Genomic DNA, 23,813 nt, shown 5'->3' with positions numbered 1-23,813 from the left:
GGAGAAAACAAATGACATACGATAAACGTTGGGAAACCGTTGATGTACAAGTAGAACATGGAATTGCATGGGTCACACTTAATCGCCCTCACAAAAAAAATGCAATGAGCCCAACACTCAACCGTGAAATGATCGATGTGCTTGAAACACTCGAGCTAGATTCAGAGGCAAAAGTGCTGGTGTTAACTGGTGCCGGTGATTCTTGGACTGCTGGCATGGATTTAAAAGAATATTTCCGTGAAGTAGATGCTCAACCTGAAATTTTCCAAGAACGTATTCGACGTGATTCGTGTCGCTGGCAGTGGCAATTACTTCGTATGTACTCTAAACCAACAATTGCCATGGTTAACGGCTGGTGTTTTGGTGGTGGTTTCTCGCCACTGGTGGCCTGTGATTTAGCCATTGCAGCCGATGAAGCCACTTTTGGACTGTCAGAAATTAACTGGGGCATTCCACCGGGCAACCTCGTCAGCAAAGCGATGGCAGATACGGTTGGTCATCGTGCATCACTGTATTACATTATGACCGGTAAAACTTTTACCGGTAAAGAAGCTGAAGCAATGGGTCTGATTAATAAAAGCGTCCCGCTTGCACAGCTAAAGGCAGAAGTGACAGAACTGGCACAGTGTCTGGTCGAGAAAAACCCTGTCGTTTTACGTACAGCTAAAAATGGCTTTAAGCGCTGTCGTGAGCTGACATGGGATCAGAATGAAGATTACTTATATGCCAAACTGGATCAATGTAATCATCGAGATACTGAGGGCGGCCGCCAAGAGGGTTTAAAACAGTTCTTAGATGAAAAATCGATTAAGCCAGGTTTGCAAAGCTATAAGCGTACAGGTTAAGTTCGCAACATCAATGCTCAAGTAAGGATACACTCGATGCAACATGTACAGTTACTTATTGATGGTCAGTCTGTCGATGCTGCCAATCAAGCCACCTTTGAACGCATTAGCCCAATAGACGGTCATGTTGCAAGTGTTGCTGCTGCTGCAACACTTGAGGATGTTGATCGTGCACTTGAATCGGCTAGCCGTGCATTTCAAATCTGGTCAAAAGTTTCGCCGACTGAACGTCGTTTACGCTTGCTCAAAGCGGCAGATCTGATGGATCAAAATACCGAAAAGTTTATCGAAATCGGTATGCGTGAAACAGGTTCAACAGCCACATGGTATGGCTTTAATGTTCATCTGGCAGCCAACATGCTACGCGAAGCCGCCGCGATGACCACTCAAATTGACGGAAGCTTAATTCCGTCTGATGTACCAGGCAATCTGGCAATGGGAATTCGGGTGCCATGTGGTGTTGTAGTCGGGATCGCACCTTGGAATGCACCTGTTATTTTACCAACCCGAGCACTTGCAATGCCTTTAGCTTGTGGCAATACGGTAGTACTCAAAGCCTCGGAAGCTTGCCCGGCAACCCATCGTTTGATTGGTGCAATTTTAAATGAAGCAGGTTTGGGTGAAGGTGTGGTTAATGTCATTACACATGCACCTCAAGATGCACCACAAGTCGTTGAGCGTCTGATTGAACACCCTTCAGTTAAACGCATTAATTTCACCGGTTCGACCAAAGTAGGTAAAATTATTGCCGAAACAGCAGCAAAGCATCTTAAACCTGTTTTATTAGAACTTGGTGGTAAGGCGCCTGTGGTGATTTTAAATGATGCTGATCTGGATGAAGCTGTAAATGCGGTTGCATTTGGTGCATTTTTCAATCAAGGCCAGATCTGTATGTCGACAGAACGTGTTTTGGTTCAAGACGGCATTGCAGATCGCTTTATTGAAAAGCTCATTCAAAAAACAGCCTCACTTAAAGCAGGTAATCCAACGCAGCAAGGCAGTATGTTGGGTGTGCTTGAAAGCCGACGCGCAGCAGAGCGAATTCAGCACTTACTTGAAGATGCACAGCAAAAAGGTGCCAACCTTCCGTTGGGTATCCAGATTCAAGATACCCTCATGCAACCGACACTCGTACTGGATATTCAACCCGAAATGTTGTTGTATCGCGAAGAATCATTTGGGCCAGTTTGTACAGTACAACGTTTTGCTAGCATTGAAGACGGTGTTCGCTTGGCAAATGACAGTGAGTTTGGTTTATCTTCGGCTGTGTTTAGTCAAAACTTTGGTTTGGCGATGGATGTTGCCAAACAGATTGACTCCGGGATTTGCCACATCAATGGTGCAACCGTACACGATGAAGCACAGATGCCCTTCGGTGGCACTAAATCGAGTGGTTATGGTCGCTTTGGCAGTAAAGCATCCATTGCTGAATTTACCGAGCTTCGCTGGATTACCATACAAACACAGCCACGCCATTACCCAATTTAACCATTGGGTATGGTTTTAAAAAATAACGATATAAAAATTGCATGATGCAAAAAAGTACAGCGATGTACAACATGGAGTGAACGAAATGCAAATGAATGCCACTCAATCACAAGACAGAGAGCGCTTTGTAAAACTTGGACAACATGCAATTGACTATTTTTATAAAGGTCCGGTTTTACATATTCAACCCAAAGAACAACTCAAGGCTTATCCGCAAAAACTGACCGATCGTTTGATTCATTTTGCTAAAGTTAAGCCCGACCATACCTTTGCCGCTAAACGCAATACACAAGGCGAATGGATCAGGCTCAGTTATGCAGAAACCTTGCAACGTGCTTGGCATATTGCACAAGCTTTGCATCAGCGCAACTTAAGCCAAGAACGACCTTTGGTAATTTTATCGGGAAATGATCTTGAACACTTAACGCTTTCGATGGGCGCGATGTTGGCAGGTGTACCATTTTCTGCTATTTCGCCAGCCTACTCACTGGTATCTCAAGATTTTGGCAAATTAAAACATGTGTTTGATGTGCTCACCCCAGGCATGGTGTATGCAAATGATGGACAAGCTTTTGCTAAAGCCATTCAAAGCTATACGCAAGATCATATTGAAATTGTGACCAATAAAGGCATTATAGGCGATCAAGTCTGTACATCGTTTCAGTCTTTATTAGATACCCCCGTGACCGATGTTCAAGAGCATTATGAAACGCTAGATGAGCATCAGATTGCCAAGTTTTTATTTACATCCGGTTCGACCAAGCTTCCAAAGGCTGTTCCGACCACACATTTGATGCTGTGTATCAATCAACAAATGCTACTTCAAACTTTTCCAGAGTTTGAAGACACACCGCCTGTATTGCTGGACTGGCTGTCTTGGCACCATACCTTTGGTGGAAGCCACAATGTTGGGATTGCGCTTTATAACGGCGGAACCATTTACATCGATGACGGTAAGCCCGTTCCGGGAAAATTTGATGAAACGATTCGAAATTTAAAAGAAATTTCACCGACGGTTTATCTAAATGTACCCAAAGGCTGGGAAGAACTCACCGATGCACTGGAAAAAGATGCCGAACTCAGAGATCGCTTCTTTGCCAACGTTAAAATTTTATTTTTTGCTGGTGCTGCATTATCTGAAGCAGGCTGGAACCGACTCGATAAAATTGCACAGGCACATTGCGGTGAAAAAATCCGCATCATGAGTGGCTTGGGCATGACCGAAACGGCACCATCGTGCGCCTTTACCACAGGCCCGCGGGTAATGGCTGGTTTTATTGGCTACCCTGCTCCGGGCTGCGAAATCAAGCTCGTACCGTATGGCGATAAACTTGAATTTTGCGTGCGTGGCTTACATGTCATGAAAGGCTACTGGCGACTAAAACCCGATCAGCAAAGCACAATTTTTGATGAAGACGGCTTTTTCCGTACCGGCGATGCGGTACGTCTGGTCGATCCAAACGACCCTGCACAGGGCCTTATGTACGACGGCCGTATTGCAGAAGATTTTAAACTCAACACGGGCACCTTTGTTAATGTCGGTACTTTACGCAACAAGGCACTCATTCAAGGTAATTTGTTAATTCAAGATGTTTGTATTACCGGTTCAAATCTAAATGCGATTGGCTTCTTGGTTTTTCCTAAGCTTGATGCCTGTGCAGATTTTGCTGGTCTGAATATGAAAAATCATAGTGCAACAGATATCTTGCAACACCCTAAAGTACAGCAGTGGTTTCGACAGTTTTTAATTCAGTACAACAAAGATGCCACGGGCAGTTCAAATCGGGTATCAATGTTGTATTTAATGACTGAAGCACCACAGCTCGATGCAGGTGAAGTAACCGATAAAGGCAATTTAAATCAGAGTAACATCTTAAAACGTCGTGCTGCACTGGTCGAAGAACTGTATAACAAACAAATAGATAATCCATTGATTGTACGTATACCCGTTTTAAATCACTCCTAAGTTTATTTCTTGTTCTCAAGCTCATTTCGTATGGGCTTAGGCCTTGATCATGCTAAAAAAAGGTGAAATATGCAGCAAGATACTGATTTTGAATTGTTCCGCGATACTTACAAACGTTTTTTAAAGGATCATGTTGCGCCCTATTACGAGCAATGGGAGCACGATGGCCTGATTCCTCGACATATCTGGAACTTACTCGGTGAAAATGGGTTCTTGTGTGTCGATGTTCCAGAAGAATACGGTGGATATGGCGCACCAGTTCACTACTCGCTCATGCTGGTGCAAGAAACTGCACGCGCAGGATTTGGCTCACTTGCGGTTGCCATTGGTGGACAAAATGAACTGGTCTCTCCTTATATCCAAAATATGGGTAGTGAGGCGCAAAAGAAATACTGGTTACCCAAAATGGTATCGGGCGAAGTGGTAACAGCAATTGCCATGACCGAAGCCAATGCCGGATCAGACCTTCAAGCTATTCGCACTCAAGCGATTTTAAAAAACGAGCATTACGTCATTGATGGTTCAAAAACCTTTATCTCCAACGGATTACATGCCGATTTAATTGTTCTGGTTGCCAAAACAGACCCACAGGCACGTGCAAAAGGTATTTCTCTGTTTTTGGTCGATGCGCAACTTGAAGGTGTTGAAAAAGGACGTTCGCTTAAAAAAATTGGACTGCATGCACAAGACACTGCCGAACTCTTTTTTGATGGCGTTCATGTACCAGTAACTCAGCGCCTTGGTCAAGAAGGCCAAGGCTTTGCATATCTGATGCAAGAGCTCCCCCGCGAACGTTTAAGTATCGCGATGATGGGTATGGGATCGATTTGGGGCGCGATTGACCTGACCACCAATTATGTACAAGAGCGTAAGGCATTTGGCCAAACACTGGCACAGCTTCAAAACACGCGCTTTGTGATTGCCAATGCACAAATCAAAGCAAAAGCAGCGCAAGCGTTTATTCATGAATGTGCCCAAATGTACCATCAGGGGGCGCTGACTGTGGGCCATGTTGCTGCATTGAAATGCTTTATTACCGATACCCAATGCGACGTGATCGATCAACTGCTGCAATTATTTGGGGGATACGGCTATATGCAGGAATATCCGATTTCTCGTTTTTTTGTCGATTCACGTGTGCAAAAAATTTACGGTGGCACCAACGAAATCATGAAGGAAATCGTGGCGCGAGACGTACTCGGAAAATAACCAATATTTTTTAAACCTCATGGTTGGTACGACCAACCCTGTCAAAACAACAAAGATGTTTCAGGAAGAAATACAATGTCAAAATTATGGATGTACTCTGCTGTGATGCTCTCGGGTTCTGTATTTGCTTCAGACTTTATTGATAAAAGTACAGTCGAACTCACCACACGAAATTTCTATTTCGATCGCGACTATCAAGAAGTTTCTAAATATCCCGCTGCAAAAGACTGGACACAAGGCTTTATTTTTAAAGCAAATTCTGGTTATACCGAAGGAACTATTGGTTTTGGGCTCGATGTTCTGGCTACAGCAGGATTTAAGCTCGATGCCAGTGCCAAATATGCGGGTACAGGCAATTTACCTCGCGACACGGTCACCAATGAACCCGCCAGCAGCTACGGCGAAATTGGCCTGACCGGTAAAGCAAAAGTCAGTCAGACCGAATTAAAAGTAGGAACACTCAGACCGATGAATCCCGTGCTGGTGGCCTCTCCTGCACGCCTACTACCGCAAACCTACCGGGGTATTTCACTGGAATCGAAAGATATTAAGAATTTTGAGCTGCAAGGAGCATTTATAGACAAGGTGAATCAGCGCGACTCGACCAATTATGAAAATATCAAGATTTCAGCGGTGAATGGGCGTTTCAAAAGTGCTGAAACAAATGGTCTTTACTACGCAGGTGGCTATTACAATGTAAGTCCGGCTTTACGTTTAGGATTATTTTATCTGGATGTTAATAATTTATACGATCAGATGACAACTGGCTTTTTATACAAATGGGACATAAATCCGCAAACTCGTTTAACCAGCTATCTACATTACTATCGTAGCCGCGATGAAGGCCAAGCAAAGGCTGGCTTGGTCGACAACGATTTATATCATGCGCATTTTGAGCTTAAACGCCAAAATCATAAATTTATTTTTGGTACCTTTCAGCATTTTGGTGAAACCGCTTTTCCATATTTAACGGGTGGTGAAACAGGACTGCTCATCGATACATGGCCGGGCGAATTTTTAAATCCGAAAGAAAAGGCATACAGCTTTCGTTATGAATATGACTTTAAAGATTATGTGCCGGGTTTACGCTTCATGACACGTTACACCATGGGCCGCAATATTTATGCGCCTAACTTGGGTGGAACGGATTTAAAAGAGCGCGAAACAGATTTCGATATTGGCTACACCATACAAACTGGCTGGCTTAAAAACCTTTCCCTTCGTGCTCGCTATGCGATCTATGACAACAACATGCTGGCCACTGCCAACATCAAGCCAGTCAATGAAACCCGAATTAACATCGATTACACATGGAAATTTAAATAATGACTCAAACAAGGCATTAGCATGATGCTAGCGCCTTGTTTTTTCAGGAACAATAATATGAATAAAAAAATAATAGCGCTCTGCTTTAGTTTTGCTTGTGCACACCAAACACATGCAGTACCCCAATTTGCACCACCACCGCTACATCTTCAACCATTGGCCACATTTAGTGTCGATTTAAACGCACCTGTCTGGGAACTTGGTTCAACCAGTGATGCAGGCAAGCGACGTATTATCCCCATTACAGGAGGCACTTTTGAAGGCAAAACACTCAAAGGCAAAATTTTGAATAATGGTGCAGATTGGCAAATTGTTGATGCGCAAGGTCATGCCATTATTGATACGCGCTATTTACTTCAAACCGATGATGGTGCACTGATTTACCTGCAAACCAAAGGTTATCGATATGGTCCGCCAGACGTTTTAAAACAACTGGCTCAAGGCAAAGAGGTCGACCCGAAAACTTATTATTTTAAAGTCACCATGCAGTTTGAAACCAGTTCGCCTCAATACGCGTGGTTGAACCATACCATTGGCGTGGGAAGTGCCATGCGTCTGGGAAAAGCTGTTGTATATGACGCGTATGCGCTTCAATAAGTCGTGAGGAGTGATTCATTATGCTGCCAGATCTATCTGTTCCTGCACACTTACCCCCCATTCATCATTTGCTAGGTGGCCATAGCATTCAATGGAACCCAGATCAACTTGAACTTGAAGTCAGTTATCAGGCACTTGAGAGCTTTACCAACCCGCGAGGCACCATTGAAGGTGGAATGCTTTGCGCCATGCTGGACGATGTCATGGGGCTCTTTGCCTACTATGCCAATCAGCAGCAAGCAGCCACGACTATTAATCTGACCACAGATTTTTTAAGGCCGTGTCTGGTGGGGATTGTAGTGACGAAATGTCGATTTATCAAACAAGGAAAATCCATTTTAAACATCGAAAGTGAAGCGTGGCAAAACCATAAACTTGTGGCGCGTAGTACCGCAAATTTCATGGTCTTGGCACATGCATAAATTTCAGGCATAAGGATATTGCAATGAAAAAACTTCAACATCTTTTTAAACATGCTGCATTGCTCGGCGTCTGCATCAGTGTAGCTGCATGTAATGACAATAACGATCATGATACGGCACAGTCGAGCCAAAGTATTCCACAATTGAGCCCAGCAGTAGGTGCTCAGCTCAAAGGCAGTTGTACAGATCTAAGCGGTTTCAAATTTGATACCACCGTAGTTGAAAGTGCAACTTTACAAAATGCAGGCGCTCTGACTGTTGCAGGAAAAAATATTCCGGCGCATTGTTTGGTCAAAGGTTATATGGAGCAACGTGTTAGCCCAATCGATGGTCAAACCTATCAGATTGGCTTTGAAATGCGACTTCCAGTGAGCTGGAACGGACGTTTTCTATATCAAGGAAATGGCGGTACCGACGGCAACATCGCCACAGCGACCGGACAAGTGGGCAGCGGCGGGATGTTAAGCAATGCTTTAAACGACGGATTCGCAGTAATTTCATCCGATGCCGGACATTCATCTGCACAAAATCCGCTTTTTGGTTTAGATCCGCAAGCTCGTATCAACTATGGCTATGGTGCTATTACAAAGTTAACGCCTATGGCCAAAGATCTGATTAAAACAGCTTACGGTAAATTGCCAGATCGATCTTATGCAGGAGGTACGTCTAACGGCGGTCGACATGCCATGATGGCTGCAACACGCTTAGGCGATCAGTACGATGGCATCTTAGCCAGTACACCCGGATTTCATCTACCACGTGCAGCAGCGGCACAGCTATACACGGCGCAGCAATTACGTCGTGTTGCCACCGATGAAAATGATTTAAGCACTGCCCTCACCTATGCAGAACGTAACGTACTTGCCAATGCGATTTTAACACGCTGTGATGCACTCGATGGTATAGCAGATGGTATGGTACAAGACGTTGAAGCCTGCCGAACCGCCTTTGATATTCATAAAGATGTGCCTGTCTGCTCGGGTTCACGTGATGGAAGCTGTTTGAGTAAAGACCAGATCGATGTCGTGGCTAATATTTACCGCGGCCCTGTCAATTCATCTGGCGAAGCATTGTATGCGACCCAGCCTTACGATCCGGGATTAATTGGTAGCAATTGGGCAAGCTGGAAATTTGTTTCTTCTGTGGGTACGGCACGCGACCCAGTAGCGGTAGGCATTATATTTCAGGTACCACCAGATCCAACAATTGTGCAAAATTCACGACAATTTGCCTTTAACTATAATTTTGATACCGATTACCCAAAACTTTCTGCAACCAATTCGACCTATTCAGAAAGCGCGATGTCATTTATGATCCCGCCAGATGAGCTCAATCTGGATAAATTACGCTTGCATGGCGGTAAAATGATTGTGGTGCAAGGCACAGCAGATGGCGTATTTTCGGTAGATGACACACAAAACTGGTACGATAAGCTGATGGCAAAATACAAGAGCAGCAGTTTGGGTGATGCACAAAGTTTTGCTCGTTTTTATCGCGTTCCGGGAATGAATCATTCGCGTGGTGGGCTTGCGACCGACCAGTTTGATGCACTTACTGCTTTGGTGAACTGGGTAGAATATGGTCAAGCACCAGATCAAATTCTCGCTTCTGCACGCGGTGTCGGTAATGCAAGTGGCGAAATCAATAGTGAGTTACCATCGAGCTGGTCGGCCAATCGAACTCGACCACTATGTCCATATCCAAAAATCGCACGTTATAACGGTACAGGTGACAGTGAAAAAGCCGAAAATTTCACTTGTAAATAAATACAACCGAGATAAAAAAGAGAGCGACTAATCGCTCTCTTTTTTGTTTTAGCGGGCATGTTTTAAATGGTCAAGAGGTTTGATTTCATAGGGTAAGCCCACATAGTTTTCAGCGAGTGTGGTCTGACCTGCCGTAGAACCTAAAATATAGCTCAATTCTGCTTGTTTAATTTTATGATCAAACTCGCTTTCGGTTTCAAAGCGATGTAACAAATGGGTCATCCACCATGAAAAACGCTCTGCTTTCCATACACGTTGCAAGCATTTTTCTGAGTATTGATCTATACCTTGCTCAGACCCTTGCGTGTAAAATTCAATGAGCGCACTCGACAAATATGCAATATCTGAAGCTGCAAGATTCAATCCTTTGGCACCCGTTGGTGGAACAATATGTGCGGCATCACCAGCTAAGAATAATTTTCCAAATCGCATCGGCTCTGTGACAAAGCTCCGCAAGGGTGCAATGCTTTTCTCAATTGAAGGACCTGTAACGAGTTTTTCACGGCTTTCAGGGTCGAGGCGATTCTTAAGCTCTTCCCAAAATTGATCATCCGACCAGTTTTCTACGTGATCGGTTAAAGGAACTTGAATGTAATAACGGCTTCGCGTTTCTGAGCGCATGCTACACAGTGCAAAACCACGCTCTGATTGAACATAAATTAATTCGTCTGCCACAGGCGGCACATCGGCAAGTACACCTAACCAACCAAATGGGTAGACCTTTTCGAAGGTTTTAATTTTATCTTGAGGCACGCTAGCACGGCACACGCCATGATAACCGTCACATCCTGCAATGAAATCACATTCGATTTGATAGTGAGTTCCATTGGATTCAAAAGTCACTTTTGGCGCATTATAAAAATCATGAATTTGAACATCATTCGATTCATAAAATGAGCAAAGACCAGCCTGCTCACGTGCTTGCATTAAATCTTTAGTAACTTCGGTCTGCCCATATACCGTGACTTGTTTACCTTGAGTCAATGCCGATAAATCGACACGGAATTTTTGGCCATTGGTCAGAATTTCAATGCCCGAATGTGGCAATCCTTTTTCTTTGAGGTTCTGGTCAACTCCAGCTTGCTCGAGTAAATCGACCGATACTTGCTCTAAAATTCCTGCACGAATGCGTGATGCAACGTAATCGGCACTTCGCTGTTCCACAATAACGTGCTCGATTCCAGCTTTGTAAAGTAGTTGACCGAGTAGTAATCCCGCTGGGCCAGAACCAATAATTGCAACTTTGGTTTTCATAGTTTGCATAACATCATCCTTGCTATTTTCTATTTTTAAAGTACCGCCTCATTAAAAAGACATCTATACTTAAGGCTCAAAATTATCCGATTAGCATTACAACTGTCCGATGATCGGACAAAACCGTTTTGGATTTGAATGTTATGGAACAACATCACCAATATCTTGCACATCCCCATTCAAGTGAAGAAATACGTACGGAAGATTACATTGCAGGCTTGGCCAAAGGCTTAGCGCTTTTAGAAGCATTTGGAATTGATAGACAACGACTGAACGTGACACAGGTTGCAGAGCGTACTGGCATAAGCAGAACAGCTGCACGGCGTTATTTAAAGACACTTAAATTTTTGGGTTATTTAGATACCGATGAGCACTATTTTTGGCTTACACATCGTGTTTTACGTTTTTCTAGTTCTTATTTAAGTTCGGCACATTTACCCAAAGTGGCACAGTCATTTTTAAATCTACTGTGTGCTCAAACCAGTCTCACCTTTTCAATTGTGGTGCTCGATGAGCATGAAGTTGTACCTGTTGCGCGTAGTTATTTACCCCAGCAAGATAATCTTCGCGTGAGCCCCTATGGGATGCATTTGGGTAATCGTTTGCCTGCCCACGCCACCTCCACCGGTAAAGTATTACTTTCTGTTCTGGATCGTGAAGTACAAATTGAATGGATTAAAAAATATGGTCTGAAGCGCCTCACGCCTTATACCATTACAGATGAACATACTTTTTTAGAAACATTAGATGCTGTTCGGCAATCGGACTACTGTTTGTCTACTGAGGAACATGAACTGGGTGTGATTGCGATTGCGGTACCCGTTTTAAACGCACAGGGGCTTACCATTGCAGCACTTAATTGTATGTCACAAACCAATCGGGTGCAGCCACAGTATCTTATCGATCAAGTTTTACCTTTATTACGCAATACTGCGAATGAGCTGCGTAATTTGGTTTAAATAAAAAAGGGACTCCTGAGAGTCCCTTTTTTTAAAGATTGAATTATTTTTCAAGAGCATATGCAATCACGTAGTCACCATGATCTGGAGACTGACGTGCACCACCTGCTGAAATCACAACGTATTGTTTTCCAGTTTTCGGTGACACATAACTCATAGGCGTACCTTGGCTACCCACTGGTAAACGCGCTTTCCACAACTCTTTACCTGTTGATGTATCAAATGCACGTAGATAGTAATCTTGCGTTGCAGCAAAGAATACCAAACCACCCTGAGTTGCCATTGGACCACCAATGGTTGGCATACCAATTGGCGCTTTTAGGCCCATTTTAATGCCCATCGGGCCGGTATCTTCAACTGTACCCAATGGTACTTGCCATGCAATTTGACGTGTTTTCATGTCAATCGCTGTCATCGTACCAAATGGTGGTTTCTGACACGGAATGCTCAGTGCAGACCAGAAACGGTTTTTGTTCACTTTGTACGGTGTACCTTTCATCGGCACTGCGCCCATACCCGTGTTAACTTTCTCACCGCCATTGGCTTGAACTGCTAAGTCTTCTGGGGTTTGTTTGATCAACTGAATCCATAGACCTAGACGCATATCATTCACAAACATGTAACGATGCGATGGATCAAATGCGATGGATCCCCAGTTCATTCCACCCAAAGAACCTGGGAAGCTTAATGAAACATCGGTACCCGGAGCGGTATAAAGCCCTTCATAACGCATCGATTTAAAGCTGATACGACACATCAACTGATCAAATGGCGTTGCACCCCACATATCAGACTCAGTTAAAGTCTGGTTTCCGATTTGTGGCATTTCTACAGAACGCGGCTGCGTTTTGCTGTACTGCTCACCCGGAATATCGGCAGTTTTTACTTCTTGCTCAATCACTTTGGTTAACGGTTTACCCGTTACACGATCAAGTACATAAAACTGACCAGATTTTGTACCAATCACAACCGCAGGTTTAGTGCTGCCATCTTTCATTGGGAAGTCTACCAAGCTTGGTTGCATTGGTAAGTCAAAATCCCATAGATCATTGTGAACAGTTTGATACACCCACTTTTCTTTACCAGTCGTTGCATCTAGCGCTAAAACAGACGTATTGTACTTATGATCTAGTGGCTGGCGGTTTGCACCCCATAAATCGACAGATGAACTGCCCATAGGTAAGAATACGGTGTTCATTTGTGGATCATACGACATCGCTGCCCATGAGTTTGCAGAGCTACGCTTGTAAATTTCACCCGGCTTCAACACATAGTTTGGATCTGGGTTACGTGGGTCGAACGCCCAGCGCAATTTACCTGTAATGACATCATATGCACGAATGACTCCACCCGGCATATCAGCACCTACGTTATCGGCAATACGGCTACCCACAACAATAGAAGTGCCTGCAATGGTCGGTGCAGAAGTGACTTCAAAGCGTGGTGCTTTGGTGCCATCCCCCAAACCTTCTAACAAATCAACCGTACCATTTACACCAAAATCTTTACAACGCTCACCTGTATCTGCATTCACTGCAATCAGACGACCATCTGGTGTATTGGTGTACACACGACGTGGGCACTGGGTATTGGTTGCGACCGCTGTAACAGGAGTTGCACCAGCCAATGTCGGTTGAGTCAACGCTTTGGTCGAATCAAAGTAAGCGACGCCACGGCAACGCTCCCATGCATCTGCTTTAGAATTCACTTCTGCTTTCCAGAGCTGCTTACCAGAATCTGCGTCTAATGCAAAAATATTGTTGTGCGGTGTACACAAGAATACTTTATTGCCAACTTGCAATGGTGTCATCTGGTCTTCTGCGCCGTTACCCGTACCAGTGGTAAAATCACCCGTACGGAAACGCCAAGCTTCTTTTAACTTAGATACGTTGTTACGGTTAATCTGATCTAGCGCAACAAAACGGCTTCCGCCTGCATCATTACCATAATGGTCCCAATTCACCTGTTTTTTTGCAGGATCAACCGGAATCAAAGGCAACTCTTCACCAGATGCTTTTACTGTTGCATGCGGAATAAACATGCCATATAAACCACCGATCATACCAAGCACGGTCAGTGCACCAACGGCATACGCTGGAGCACCAATTGGTGTTTGATATTGGTATTTGCGAATTGAAGGTAAAGTAAATATTACCGCAGCAAATAGACCTGCCGGGAACATCAAACGTGAATGCAATGGCCAAAATTCAAAACCAGCATCAATTAACGCCCAAATAACAGTACCGATGAAGGCCAAAGCATATAACCACACCCCTGTTGCCTTTTTCTTGAAAATAAAAAAAGCTGAGGCAGTAATAATTAAACCAGCAATCAGGAAGTACCATGAACCACCCAGGCTAATCAGTTTTCCACCACCAATGATATAAAATACACCAGTAATGAGTAACGCCAGCCCAAGAATAAAACACCATATTTTAAATATGATGTGAGACTTCGCTTGAGGGTCAGACATACATCTTTCTCCACTTATCATGATTGCCATTCTTTGATGTTTTCAAAGTAAGGCGCTCATGTATAAACACATTCAGCTAAAGTGGGATAAGCCACTTTAGCTGTTCGAATTAAGTTTAAAAACCAGCAACGATATTGACTATATTTTAGACATTTTTATTCTTCATTTTGTGTCATTGCTAGAAATTTAAACGCATAGTTAATCCAGCGACCCATGCATCATCCACTTCCTTTACACCAGCAGGCTGATGAATATATTGAATATTTGGACGAAGCATGACTGCTGGGGACCATTGATAGGTGTAATTCAGTTCGATATTCAGCTCATCGTGCTGAACAGGAATATAGTTCGATGCCAACGCATCGTATTGGTCATAACCACGACTTGCATCAATTGCAATTTGACGATCTCGTGCGCGCTCGTTTACCACATAATTGGCCAAACCAAAACCAATCGAATCATTTGGACGGCTATCGAAAGCACCTTTGTACCAAAGTGCAAGTTGCTGGGTACTTTGAACCGTTGTCGTGGCTTTGTCGTTTAGCACACCGTTAAAGCTGATATACAAACCCCGCTTTGGATCATTGCCTTGTTGCGTAAGTTGCTGTTGTGTATTGATCCAGAAACTGTGCTTACCATCATGTACTTTACTTGGATTGGCAACATCTGTTGCTTCTGCTGTGGAATATAGCGCACCGATTTTATATTCGCCCGGCAGCCCACCAAAGTAAGCAAGTTTAGGTTTCCATGCCAACTCCACCGGAATGGTCGCGCCTTTAACGTTGTTCATATCTAGGTTAAAGCCGTCATTGTTCGACTGTGTTTTGACATTATCTGGATTGACTTCGTATACCCCAAGGCCCAATGTCCATTCAGGTGCAAACTGATACTTCACATTTGCCCCCCACAATCCTACGGGCCAGTTATACCAGATCGATCCGATCGACTTACCGAGCTGACCACCACAAAGCAATAGATTTTGAAACTCACATTGCGAGCTATTGAAATCGTCTGACATGCCCATACGACCAATCTTGACTTGTACCGTATTGTCGTCAAAGCCTTTTTTGATCCAAGCCTGCGTCAAACGCCAGATTTTTCCACGCCCATAGATCTCTTGTGAATTGCCGAGTGTCGATGATCGTGGATCTTTGATACGTTCCAAAGTGATTGCGTTTCCATCACGTTTGGTGATCATAATGGCTGCGCTTGTATCTTTCCAACCTGCAATTTTACTCAAGTCAAAATTTGCGCCCAGCGTCAGTTGTCCCGCATTTTCAACAGTTGTATTGTCATTAAAGCCACCAGAGATATTACTTGCCGCCTGGCTCATGATCGAAGCCGTGAATTTGTATCCCTGTTGTTCAAGTTGCTGGCGATTCCCACCCCAATCGCCCAAAAGCCACTGACGATCTTGAGAATAAAATTCATTTGCCGAAGCAAACTGACAACTGAGCAAAGCAGCAGAAATTAAGCCCAATTTAAAAAAATCTTGCATTGAAAATTCCCTTTTTATTCAAGGTGTTTCCAATTTCTGGAAACACCGTATACTACAAACATTATTTCATCATCACCGCTGGACTGAGCTCTGAAGTCGCACCCAAGTGATCAGTCACATTTGCCGTGATCGATGGCATAACAACTTTTGGTGTCCAGTTGGCTTTTGCAACGCCCTGAGCATCTGTAACAACAACTACAGAATCTAGATACTGCTCAGCTTCTTTAGAGGAAGCCGAACGGTTACCAAAGAATTCAACGTTATAACGTTGATTTGGCATACCTTTTACTTCTACCGTAATTTGTTTTTTAGATACAGTGAGCTTCGGCGCCTGAATACCTTGGTTTGGTACAGCATTACAGTTTTGCTGATTCGGCTGAGTACAGGTTTTTTGCAGCTTTGCAGGCTCAATGACAACACCACCACCACGAGAGCCAACAAAACCTTCATGCTCGAGCGCAGGCACACCAAACACGATTGCGCCTAAACGCTGATTCGGCACACATGAACCACCCGCTTCGCAGCGCTTAATGTCTTTGCCGTTATCCCAAATTTGGTTTTTGGTCAATGTGATACGAGCATTGGCATCTTTTTCAGAACGAATCGCCACCCCAATACGGTTACCATGCACTTTGTTACTGTCAAAAATATTGCCATCGCCTGTTAAATTGAATCCCAACGAGTTGTTGGTTAACTCATTGTAGGCGATGTAATTACGCTTACCCCAGTTGATTTGCAAACCGTCTGAGTAGTTCTCAAACTTGTTACCGACCACGGCATTGTCGTTGCCCCACAAAATTTCAATGCCTTGTGATGGTTCAGGATTCGCTTTTGTTGAAGTAAACAAGTTATTGGCAACTAAGTTAAATGCTGCGCCGCGAGTTAACTCAAGACCATCGCCGTTATCGATAAACAGATTGTCTAACACCTTATTGTTATTGGTGGTTGTCGATGTCGGGTTGCCTTTACCATCATCCCCTGTGATCATCACACCCGCACCACCGTAGTTATTACTAATGCGGTTATGTTGAATCAAGTTGTTACTTGAGCGATTGACCAAAACACCAATACAAAAGCGATGTACATCTAAGCCTTTTAACGTTACGCCGTTTACATCTTGCAAGACCAAGCCCGGTAAAGTCATGGTACGGACGTTTGTGCCGTATTGCTCTGGGTTTGCTCCTGGGCAAGCTTTAGCACCTTCACCTTTAATATAGTTTGAACCATCAATCGCGATGTATTCACCAGTTTTATCCCACTGAGTCCCAATAATCTTGACTGCTGATTTAATAGATGGAAGTGGCTTGTCGACTTTAATCACATACGGTGCTTTGCCAACCGCTTGAATTAAAATTTGATTTTCTTGAGCCGTATTGGCGTTTGATTGCTCAATTGCCCAACGTAAAGAGCCTTTGTCGTTATCATCCTGATAACGATCAACGATATAAGTTTCCGCAGACGCAAAGCCTGAAGAGATTAAGCCCAAAGCAAATGCTGATAAACGCAAAGAATTCAATTTCATGACAGTTTCCTTGTCAGGATTATGGTGTTTGAGTTGGTTGAACTGTTTTTAAGATTTGTTTAAGCGCAGTGACATCGATTTGACCCGGTGCCGAAGCCTCGCCGATCATACCGAAACTTAAACTTCCGCCCATATTGGCGGTTGAAACACGCGATACCGTACCTAAGCGCCCCATCGACATCGTAAGTAACGGTTTTTTCGACTGTTCACTTACTTTTAGTGTCGCATTCATTAGCGTAAAGACATCCTGCTTCGACTTTGGCATTACCGCAATTTTTAAGATATCTGCACCCATTTGATCTTGTTTGAGTAAGCGATTTACGATGTCCTGCTCACTTGGGGTTTTATCAAAATCATGGTTAGACATCACCACTAACACATTTTTCTTGTGTGCCAAGCTGGTCAGCTTTTCAACTGCTGCCTGATCTCTAAACATTTCGATATCAAGTAACTGCATAAATGGCTTTTTTAAATAATCGCTGTAAATTTTTGCATACTGTTCATCGGTTACATTGAGTTTGCCACCTTCATTTGAAGTACGAATCGTTGCGAGCAACGGTTTGTCTTTTAAAATCTGGTTCAGTTCTTGACCAAGTGCAATCACTTGTTTGGTGTCGCTTGCAAATTCCAGCAAATCTATACGAAATTCAGCAATATCCGCATCTTTATTCGCTGCAATCACTTTTGCCTGAGCAATGGCTTGCTCTTTGGTTTTTGCCGTAATCGGGACAATAGTCTTTACAGGCAAATCACCAATATTGAGATTTTTAACAACATATGTTGCCTTGTTCATCGCAGCATTTTCAGCCGCATGCGTAACAGACAGCATAGGTAGGGAGAGACTTAAAGCCGTGCTAATCAGCAACTGCTTAACTAACTTTTTTGAACTGTTCATTTTACGTTCCCTTGTAAAAAAATTGAAGTTGCACATCAAGCATGACATACAACTTTGGTCCCAAAAACCTTAGATATCAAAGAATACCGTTTCATCTTCGCCCTGAATGCGAATATCGAAACGATAAACTGTTTCACCGTCACGCTCTTCACGTTTTGCGATAAGCGTTTGACGACGTGTTACCCACTCAATACTGTTAAGTACTGGATCTTTGGCGTTTGCTTCAACTTCATCCTCAAAATAAACACGGGTATGTAACCCGATGTTGATTCCGCGAGCGAAAAGAATGACTGAAATATGAGGGGCTTGCGTTGTTCCCTTACGTCCCGGTACTGCGCCAGGCTTAATGGTACTGAAGCTCCAAAAACCTGTCTTAAAATCTGCACCCGTACGTCCCCAACCATGAAAATGCGGATCTGCTGCTTTACCTTGAGTATCTGCTTCACTTGGATAGACACCATTGGCATCTGCTTGCCATATCTCAACCAAAACATCACGTAATGGCAAACCTAATCCGTCAAATACCTGACCTTCCAAGCGAATACGTTCACCTTGTGTTTGACCTTGAACCAGCATATTGCCGTAGTTATGTTCAAACACTTCAATGTTGGCCTGTTTTGGAAGCAAGCCAATATGCACGTAAGGACCACCTGTTTGAGATGGGGTTTCTTTGAGTTCTTGAAAATTCCAACCGTTCATTATTTTCACTCCATCCATTAAGTTAAGTCATTTTCGAAGTAAGTCGCGCGACGACCACGAAGCGTAATGTCAAAACGATAACAACGGCTGTCAGCTTCAATAAAGTTGCTTTTGTCTTCAAGTGCGATCAAAGCGCGACGTTGATCATCTGAAGGCACAGTTTTTAAGATTGGACACGAATCAATTAAAGTGTCGCCTTCAAAATAAAACTGTGAAATCAAACGCTGAGCCCAGCCGTCTGCAATCAATGAAAAATGGATATGCGCCGGACGCCATTCATTAATACGGTTACGCCATGGATATGGACCTGGCTTAATGGTTCGAAAAACGTAATATCCATTGCTGTCTGTGAGCATACGTCCACATCCACCAAAGTTTGGATCCATCGCACCTACATATTGGTCATTCGGATGACGATAACGACCCGATGCGTTTGCCTGCCAGACTTCAACCAAGGCATTTTTTACAGGACGACCAAACTGATCACGAACATAACCATGAATAATCACACGTTCACCAATTGGCAACCCGTCTTTGGCATAGTTCAAAATTAAGTCATTGTCTTTTGGACCAAACTGATCTGCACTAAAATGTGGTGCAGTCACTTCCGACAATGTTTCTGCAATCGAGATCAGTGCATTTTTTGGCGAGCGTAATACACTGGTTTTATAACCTGGTGCATAGGCTGGCGGATGATCCTCTGTATTACGTTGAGCGTAAGCGCCCCAGTTAAAATGAGACATATTTTTCTCCCTCTAAATCTGCTGATCCATTATTTTTTGTTCAGTTTTTCTGGTGCGATACCAAGCTCTTCAAACACCTGTTCAGCCATATGCATGGCAGCATTTGATGCTGGTAGGCCCGCATACAGTGAACAATGCAGGATCAATTCTTTGAGCTCGTCTTTGGTCACGCCATTGTTAAAACATGCACGTAAATGCATCCGCAACTCATCTTCACGACCTAGCGCCAATAAAACCGCGATTGTCACTAGACTGCGTGTATGGCGAGGTAAGCCCGGACGAGACCACACCTCACCCCAAGCAAATCGACTAATAAAATTCTGAAAGTCCTCATTGAAATCGTTCAGATTCTCAATCGAACGGTTGACGTGTTTTTCGCCGAGGACTGCTGTACGGACTTCAATGCCCTGTTTGTAACGATCATCATCATTCATTAGAGAACTCTCACCTTAAGTTGCATCAGTATGTGCAACGATAGACTTAACAAAAATTGCAATCGCGGCAGCTGCGGCAGGAATGAACAACATGCTTAAAATCATGGTGAACGACCAGTTATTACCCAGCAGAACTGCTCCAATCCATGCACCGAACACGGCCCCAAAACGGCCAATGCCCGACATCCATGCAACACCAGTTGCACGGCACTGCGTTGGATAAAACCGCGCACTTAAAACCGGCATAGACGACTGCGCGCCATTTACCGCAATACCCGCACACAAGATAAACAGTGCAAGTAAAGTTGGATTTGAAAGACTTTGACCAACAATTACCGCAAAGATACCGGCAGCCAAATAAAAACCCGCAATAATTCGATTCGGATTAAAACGGTCCATTGCCCAGCCAATAAATAGCGCACTGAGCACACCACCAAACTGGAATAAGCCACCCAAGAATGCTGCACGCTCTAACGATGCCCCGGTTTCACGCATCAAGGTTGGTAACCAGCTGGTCAACAGATAAATTACGACCAGACCCATGAAGTAAGTCACCCAAAGCAAAACCGTTCCTTTGGCGTATTTGCCAGAAAACAGCATGCCAAAGACACCTTTTTTACTTGAAGCATCTGTCTTTTCTTCAGGGACGTGAAATTCAGTTACACCTTGAACCTTATGTGGTGCAATACGCGTTAAGATCTGACGCACCTTTTCGGTATTTTTTCCTTTTACAATCAGGAAACGATAGGATTCTGGTAAAAACACCATCACCACAAGCATCAAAATCAAGGGGGCCCAACCACCCAACAAAAACAGGCTGTGCCAACCATAAGCCGGAATTAACCAGCTGCTGATAAAGCCACCCATTGCCATGCCCAAGTTGTAACCACAAAACATACATGTCACGAGCAAAGAACGAATTCGTGCCGGGCAGTATTCTGAAAAAAGTGTGGTCGCGTTTGGCATTGCAGCGCCTAGACCAATCCCGGTTAAAAATCGGAAAATCACCAAACTGTCTAATGTTGTGGAATATGCACAGGCAAGTGTAAAACCACCAAAAATCAACATCGCAACAGATAACACAATCTTGCGACCAAAACGATCGGCTGTGGGGCCTGAAACCAGCGCACCAATAATCATACCGCCCAAGGCTGCACTCATTACAGGACCCAACTGCGATCGATCCACACCCCAATCTTGTGCAAGCGCAGGCGCAATAAATCCCATTGCTGCGGTATCTATACCATCCACAAAGACAATCAAGAAACACACAATCGCAATCAACCACTGATACTTACTTAGTGGCGCATCATTGATTAATGCCTGTGCATCCAGACTTGTGTTTTGTGCAGCGTAATCCTGAGACGCCATATCTGCCTCCTAAGGCCTAAATCCTTTTAAATCAGCTTATTAAACGATTGATCTAATAAACTGGCCAAAAACTTGCGTGAATGCTTCAGGCTGTTCAATATTTGACAGATGTGAAGCGTCCAATGTCTTCAACTGGCTGTTTTGGATATATTGATGTAAAAACTCAGCATCGCTGACCGTAGTGACCGGATCTGCTTCTCCAGCAATGATCAGTGTCGGAATTGAAATCTTTGCAATCGATTCACGCAGATCTGCGCCTGCAAGTGCATGGCAGGCATTGGCATACCCTTGTGCTGGAGTATTGGCTAGACTTCGAATCGTGTTTTGAGCAAGCACACTGGCTTGATGATCAAATTTTTCGCTAAACCAGCGAGTATGTGTGGTACTGACCAAATCACTCAAACCCGTTGCTTCTACGGAAGCAGCGCGTGCATTCCAGCCTTCTGCTGTCCAGATTTTTGCAGCAGAATTGGCAACCGTGATGCTATAAAAACGTTCAGGGCGATGAATACCTAACCAAAGTGCCGTCATACCGCCCATTGAAATACCACAAAAGTGCGCTTGATCAATATTTAAGGCATCCAAAATATCAATGACATCTTCACCCAGATGCTGCAATTCGGTTTGATCAATAACAGCACTTTGGCCGTGTCCACGTGTATCGTAGGTTACAATCTTAAAATCGGCTTTGAGCGCTTCGATTTGTGGCATCCACATGGTATTGTCGGTACCAAGCGAGTTCGAAAACACAATCGCGGGAGCATCTTGTGGCCCCTGAACCTGTACCGCAAGCGGTTGGCCCTGACGATTGTTAATCATAGTGATATGAATATTGCTCACTTTGCCTCTCCTTTTGCTTCTTGCAAAACAGCATCAATCTGATCTTGAATATTGCCGAGGTAAGATTCTGGTTTGAATATTGCCTCAAGCTGCTTTGCATCGAACAATGCAGTGACTTCCGCAGTCTCTGCCATGATGTCTTTTAAATGTTTCTGTTCAGCAACGGCTTTTTTACAAGCTGCTTCCACCACGTGATGTGCATTTAGACGTCCCAGATGCGGTGCCAACGCCATCATGACTGCTTCAGCCATGATTAAGCCTTGTGTACACTCGATATTGGCGCGCATGTTTTCTGCATTGACATCCATACCTTTCAAGACATCTAAAGTACGCTCTAGAGCACCCGCGGTGAGTTGAAAGATTTCCGGTAAGGCAAGCCATTCAGCATGCCAGCTACCCAAGCTACGTTCATGCTCTTGCACCATGCTTTGATACATGCTCGACATTAACGCAGGAACACGATTGGCCGCAGCCAATACCGACGCCGCAGCAACCGGATTACGCTTATGTGGCATGGTTGAAGATCCGCCACGCCCTTGGGCTGTCGGTTCAAATACTTCTGCAACTTCTGTTTGCATCATCAGTGACCAGTCGCGCGCCATCTTGCCTGTGTTGCCCGTAATCAAGCCGAGTACACTTGCAATTTCGACAATACGATCTCTTTCGCCATGCCACGTACATGCGGCATGTGTCAGATTTAAGGTTTTTGCGAATGCTTGTGTAACGGAGGTTCCCTGATTTTGCAAAGATGCCAGCGAGCCAACTGCGCCACCTAATTGTGCAGTCAACACACGTGACTTCATAAGTTGTAAGCGGTCTAAATCGCGCTTAAACGCAGAAGCCCAACGTGCAAGCTTATGTCCCAAGGTGATCGGTAAAGCTTGCTGTAACCATGTGCGCCCCATCATCACCTGATGGCGATATCGTTGCGCTTGTTGTAAAGCAGCCTGATAGCACTGATTTAAAAGCAGTTCTACAATAACGAGTGCATCACGCGATTGCAGTACACATGCTGTGTCTAGAATATCTTGACTGGTCGCACCCCAATGCACATAACGCGATGCTTCTTCATCGACTTGCTTCACAATTGAAGTCAGTTGTTTGACAAAAGGAATAGCGATATTTCCAGCCAAACCTGTCGCAATTGCTAAACTTTGAAAATCAATTTTTTCAACCGCATCTTGAGTGGCAAACGTAATGATATCGGCAGCAGACTGGGGAATTACTCCAACTGCTGCTTGCGCTTGCGCCAGTGCAACCTCTGTCTCAATCATATATTTGACCAACGCACGATCACTGAAAATTTCAGTTACGTCTTGTTGATAAAAAAGAGAAGCATATAACTGGCTCATCATGATCTCCGTTTAAGCAACTCGCTCAATAATGAGTGCAATTCCCTGACCCACGCCGATACACATCGAACACAGCGCATACTTACCGCCCGACTGTTCCAGCTGGTTTAAAGCCGTCGTCACCAGACGCGCACCAGATGCACCCAATGGATGA

General features: G+C 44.1%; 20 protein-coding genes and 1 pseudogene. 9 read left to right on the top strand and 12 right to left on the bottom strand.

Annotated features, from left to right (window positions below):
- Positions 1 to 11 precede the first annotated feature (11 nt).
- The 8 genes from L2096_RS13850 (at position 12) to L2096_RS13815 (ending at position 9,619) form a co-directional block, all read left to right on the top strand.
- Positions 12 to 845 (top strand): p-hydroxycinnamoyl CoA hydratase/lyase, encoded by an 834-nt coding sequence (locus L2096_RS13850; RefSeq protein WP_004926700.1) that lies wholly within the window; start codon positions 12 to 14, stop codon positions 843 to 845.
- Between the two features lie 36 nt (positions 846 to 881).
- The gene (locus L2096_RS13845) at positions 882 to 2,333 is read left to right on the top strand and encodes an aldehyde dehydrogenase (protein ID WP_250365658.1); all 1,452 of its coding nucleotides are present in this window, start codon (positions 882 to 884) and stop codon (positions 2,331 to 2,333) included.
- A 76-nt stretch (positions 2,334 to 2,409) separates the two neighbouring features.
- Positions 2,410 to 4,299 (top strand): feruloyl-CoA synthase, encoded by a 1,890-nt coding sequence (locus L2096_RS13840; protein WP_250365690.1) that lies wholly within the window; start codon positions 2,410 to 2,412, stop codon positions 4,297 to 4,299.
- Positions 4,300 to 4,368: 69 nt separating this feature from the next.
- Positions 4,369 to 5,508: an acyl-CoA dehydrogenase family protein gene (locus L2096_RS13835; protein WP_250365657.1), complete on the top strand. Its 1,140-nt coding sequence runs from the start codon at positions 4,369 to 4,371 to the stop codon at positions 5,506 to 5,508.
- Positions 5,509 to 5,583: 75 nt separating this feature from the next.
- Positions 5,584 to 6,834 (top strand): OprD family porin, encoded by a 1,251-nt coding sequence (locus tag L2096_RS13830; RefSeq protein ID WP_250365656.1) that lies wholly within the window; start codon positions 5,584 to 5,586, stop codon positions 6,832 to 6,834.
- A gap of 57 nt (positions 6,835 to 6,891) precedes the next feature.
- Positions 6,892 to 7,431 carry a DUF3237 domain-containing protein gene (locus tag L2096_RS13825; protein WP_250365655.1) on the top strand — a complete coding sequence of 180 codons (540 nt, stop codon included), beginning with the start codon at positions 6,892 to 6,894 and terminating at the stop codon, positions 7,429 to 7,431.
- A gap of 20 nt (positions 7,432 to 7,451) precedes the next feature.
- Positions 7,452 to 7,853 carry a PaaI family thioesterase gene (locus tag L2096_RS13820; RefSeq protein ID WP_076032431.1) on the top strand — a complete coding sequence of 134 codons (402 nt, stop codon included), beginning with the start codon at positions 7,452 to 7,454 and terminating at the stop codon, positions 7,851 to 7,853.
- 23 nt (positions 7,854 to 7,876) lie between these two features.
- A complete protein-coding gene (locus L2096_RS13815) occupies positions 7,877 to 9,619 on the top strand; it encodes a tannase/feruloyl esterase family alpha/beta hydrolase (RefSeq protein ID WP_250365654.1) in 1,743 nt (580 codons plus the stop codon).
- Between the two features lie 48 nt (positions 9,620 to 9,667).
- Here the strand turns inward: L2096_RS13815 and pobA are convergent, their stop codons facing one another.
- The gene (pobA, locus tag L2096_RS13810; RefSeq protein ID WP_250365653.1) at positions 9,668 to 10,882 is read right to left on the bottom strand and encodes a 4-hydroxybenzoate 3-monooxygenase; all 1,215 of its coding nucleotides are present in this window, start codon (positions 10,880 to 10,882) and stop codon (positions 9,668 to 9,670) included.
- A 134-nt stretch (positions 10,883 to 11,016) separates the two neighbouring features.
- Here pobA and L2096_RS13805 point away from each other — a divergent pair, with 134 nt between their 5' ends.
- Positions 11,017 to 11,832 carry an IclR family transcriptional regulator gene (locus tag L2096_RS13805; RefSeq protein WP_250365652.1) on the top strand — a complete coding sequence of 272 codons (816 nt, stop codon included), beginning with the start codon at positions 11,017 to 11,019 and terminating at the stop codon, positions 11,830 to 11,832.
- 43 nt (positions 11,833 to 11,875) lie between these two features.
- On the opposite strand, the gene L2096_RS13800 is transcribed toward L2096_RS13805, so the two are convergent.
- The 11 genes and pseudogenes from L2096_RS13800 to L2096_RS13750 form a co-directional block, all read right to left on the bottom strand.
- Positions 11,876 to 14,305, bottom strand: a complete 2,430-nt coding sequence (locus L2096_RS13800; protein ID WP_250365651.1) for a glucose/quinate/shikimate family membrane-bound PQQ-dependent dehydrogenase — start codon at positions 14,303 to 14,305, stop codon at positions 11,876 to 11,878.
- Positions 14,306 to 14,483: 178 nt separating this feature from the next.
- On the bottom strand, positions 14,484 to 15,803 hold the full coding sequence (locus L2096_RS13795) for a carbohydrate porin (RefSeq protein WP_250365650.1): 1,320 nt from the start codon (positions 15,801 to 15,803) through the stop codon (positions 14,484 to 14,486).
- 61 nt (positions 15,804 to 15,864) lie between these two features.
- Positions 15,865 to 17,319, bottom strand: a complete 1,455-nt coding sequence (locus tag L2096_RS13790; protein WP_250365689.1) for a NosD domain-containing protein — start codon at positions 17,317 to 17,319, stop codon at positions 15,865 to 15,867.
- A gap of 25 nt (positions 17,320 to 17,344) precedes the next feature.
- Positions 17,345 to 18,118, bottom strand: a complete 774-nt coding sequence (aroD, locus tag L2096_RS13785) for a type I 3-dehydroquinate dehydratase (protein ID WP_370685180.1) — start codon at positions 18,116 to 18,118, stop codon at positions 17,345 to 17,347.
- 171 nt (positions 18,119 to 18,289) lie between these two features.
- On the bottom strand, positions 18,290 to 18,919 hold the full coding sequence (gene pcaG / locus L2096_RS13780) for a protocatechuate 3,4-dioxygenase subunit alpha (RefSeq protein WP_250365649.1): 630 nt from the start codon (positions 18,917 to 18,919) through the stop codon (positions 18,290 to 18,292).
- Positions 18,920 to 18,936: 17 nt separating this feature from the next.
- The gene (pcaH, locus tag L2096_RS13775; protein ID WP_004937806.1) at positions 18,937 to 19,662 is read right to left on the bottom strand and encodes a protocatechuate 3,4-dioxygenase subunit beta; all 726 of its coding nucleotides are present in this window, start codon (positions 19,660 to 19,662) and stop codon (positions 18,937 to 18,939) included.
- 29 nt (positions 19,663 to 19,691) lie between these two features.
- Positions 19,692 to 20,096: a 4-carboxymuconolactone decarboxylase gene (gene pcaC, locus L2096_RS13770; protein WP_004937808.1), complete on the bottom strand. Its 405-nt coding sequence runs from the start codon at positions 20,094 to 20,096 to the stop codon at positions 19,692 to 19,694.
- 15 nt (positions 20,097 to 20,111) lie between these two features.
- The gene (gene pcaK, locus L2096_RS13765) at positions 20,112 to 21,467 is read right to left on the bottom strand and encodes a 4-hydroxybenzoate transporter PcaK (protein WP_111813136.1); all 1,356 of its coding nucleotides are present in this window, start codon (positions 21,465 to 21,467) and stop codon (positions 20,112 to 20,114) included.
- Between the two features lie 39 nt (positions 21,468 to 21,506).
- Positions 21,507 to 22,286 (bottom strand): 3-oxoadipate enol-lactonase, encoded by a 780-nt coding sequence (gene pcaD / locus L2096_RS13760; RefSeq protein ID WP_250365688.1) that lies wholly within the window; start codon positions 22,284 to 22,286, stop codon positions 21,507 to 21,509.
- 17 nt (positions 22,287 to 22,303) lie between these two features.
- Positions 22,304 to 23,659: a 3-carboxy-cis,cis-muconate cycloisomerase gene (locus tag L2096_RS13755; RefSeq protein ID WP_149931214.1), complete on the bottom strand. Its 1,356-nt coding sequence runs from the start codon at positions 23,657 to 23,659 to the stop codon at positions 22,304 to 22,306.
- Between the two features lie 12 nt (positions 23,660 to 23,671).
- Positions 23,672 to 23,813, bottom strand: a pseudogene (locus L2096_RS13750) (acetyl-CoA C-acyltransferase); the annotation flags it as partial.

The sequence above is a fragment of the Acinetobacter sp. ACZLY 512 genome (genome assembly GCF_023614015.1).
Lineage (GTDB): Bacteria > Pseudomonadota > Gammaproteobacteria > Pseudomonadales > Moraxellaceae > Acinetobacter > Acinetobacter soli.
This window is presented reverse-complemented; position numbering and strand designations above follow the sequence as displayed.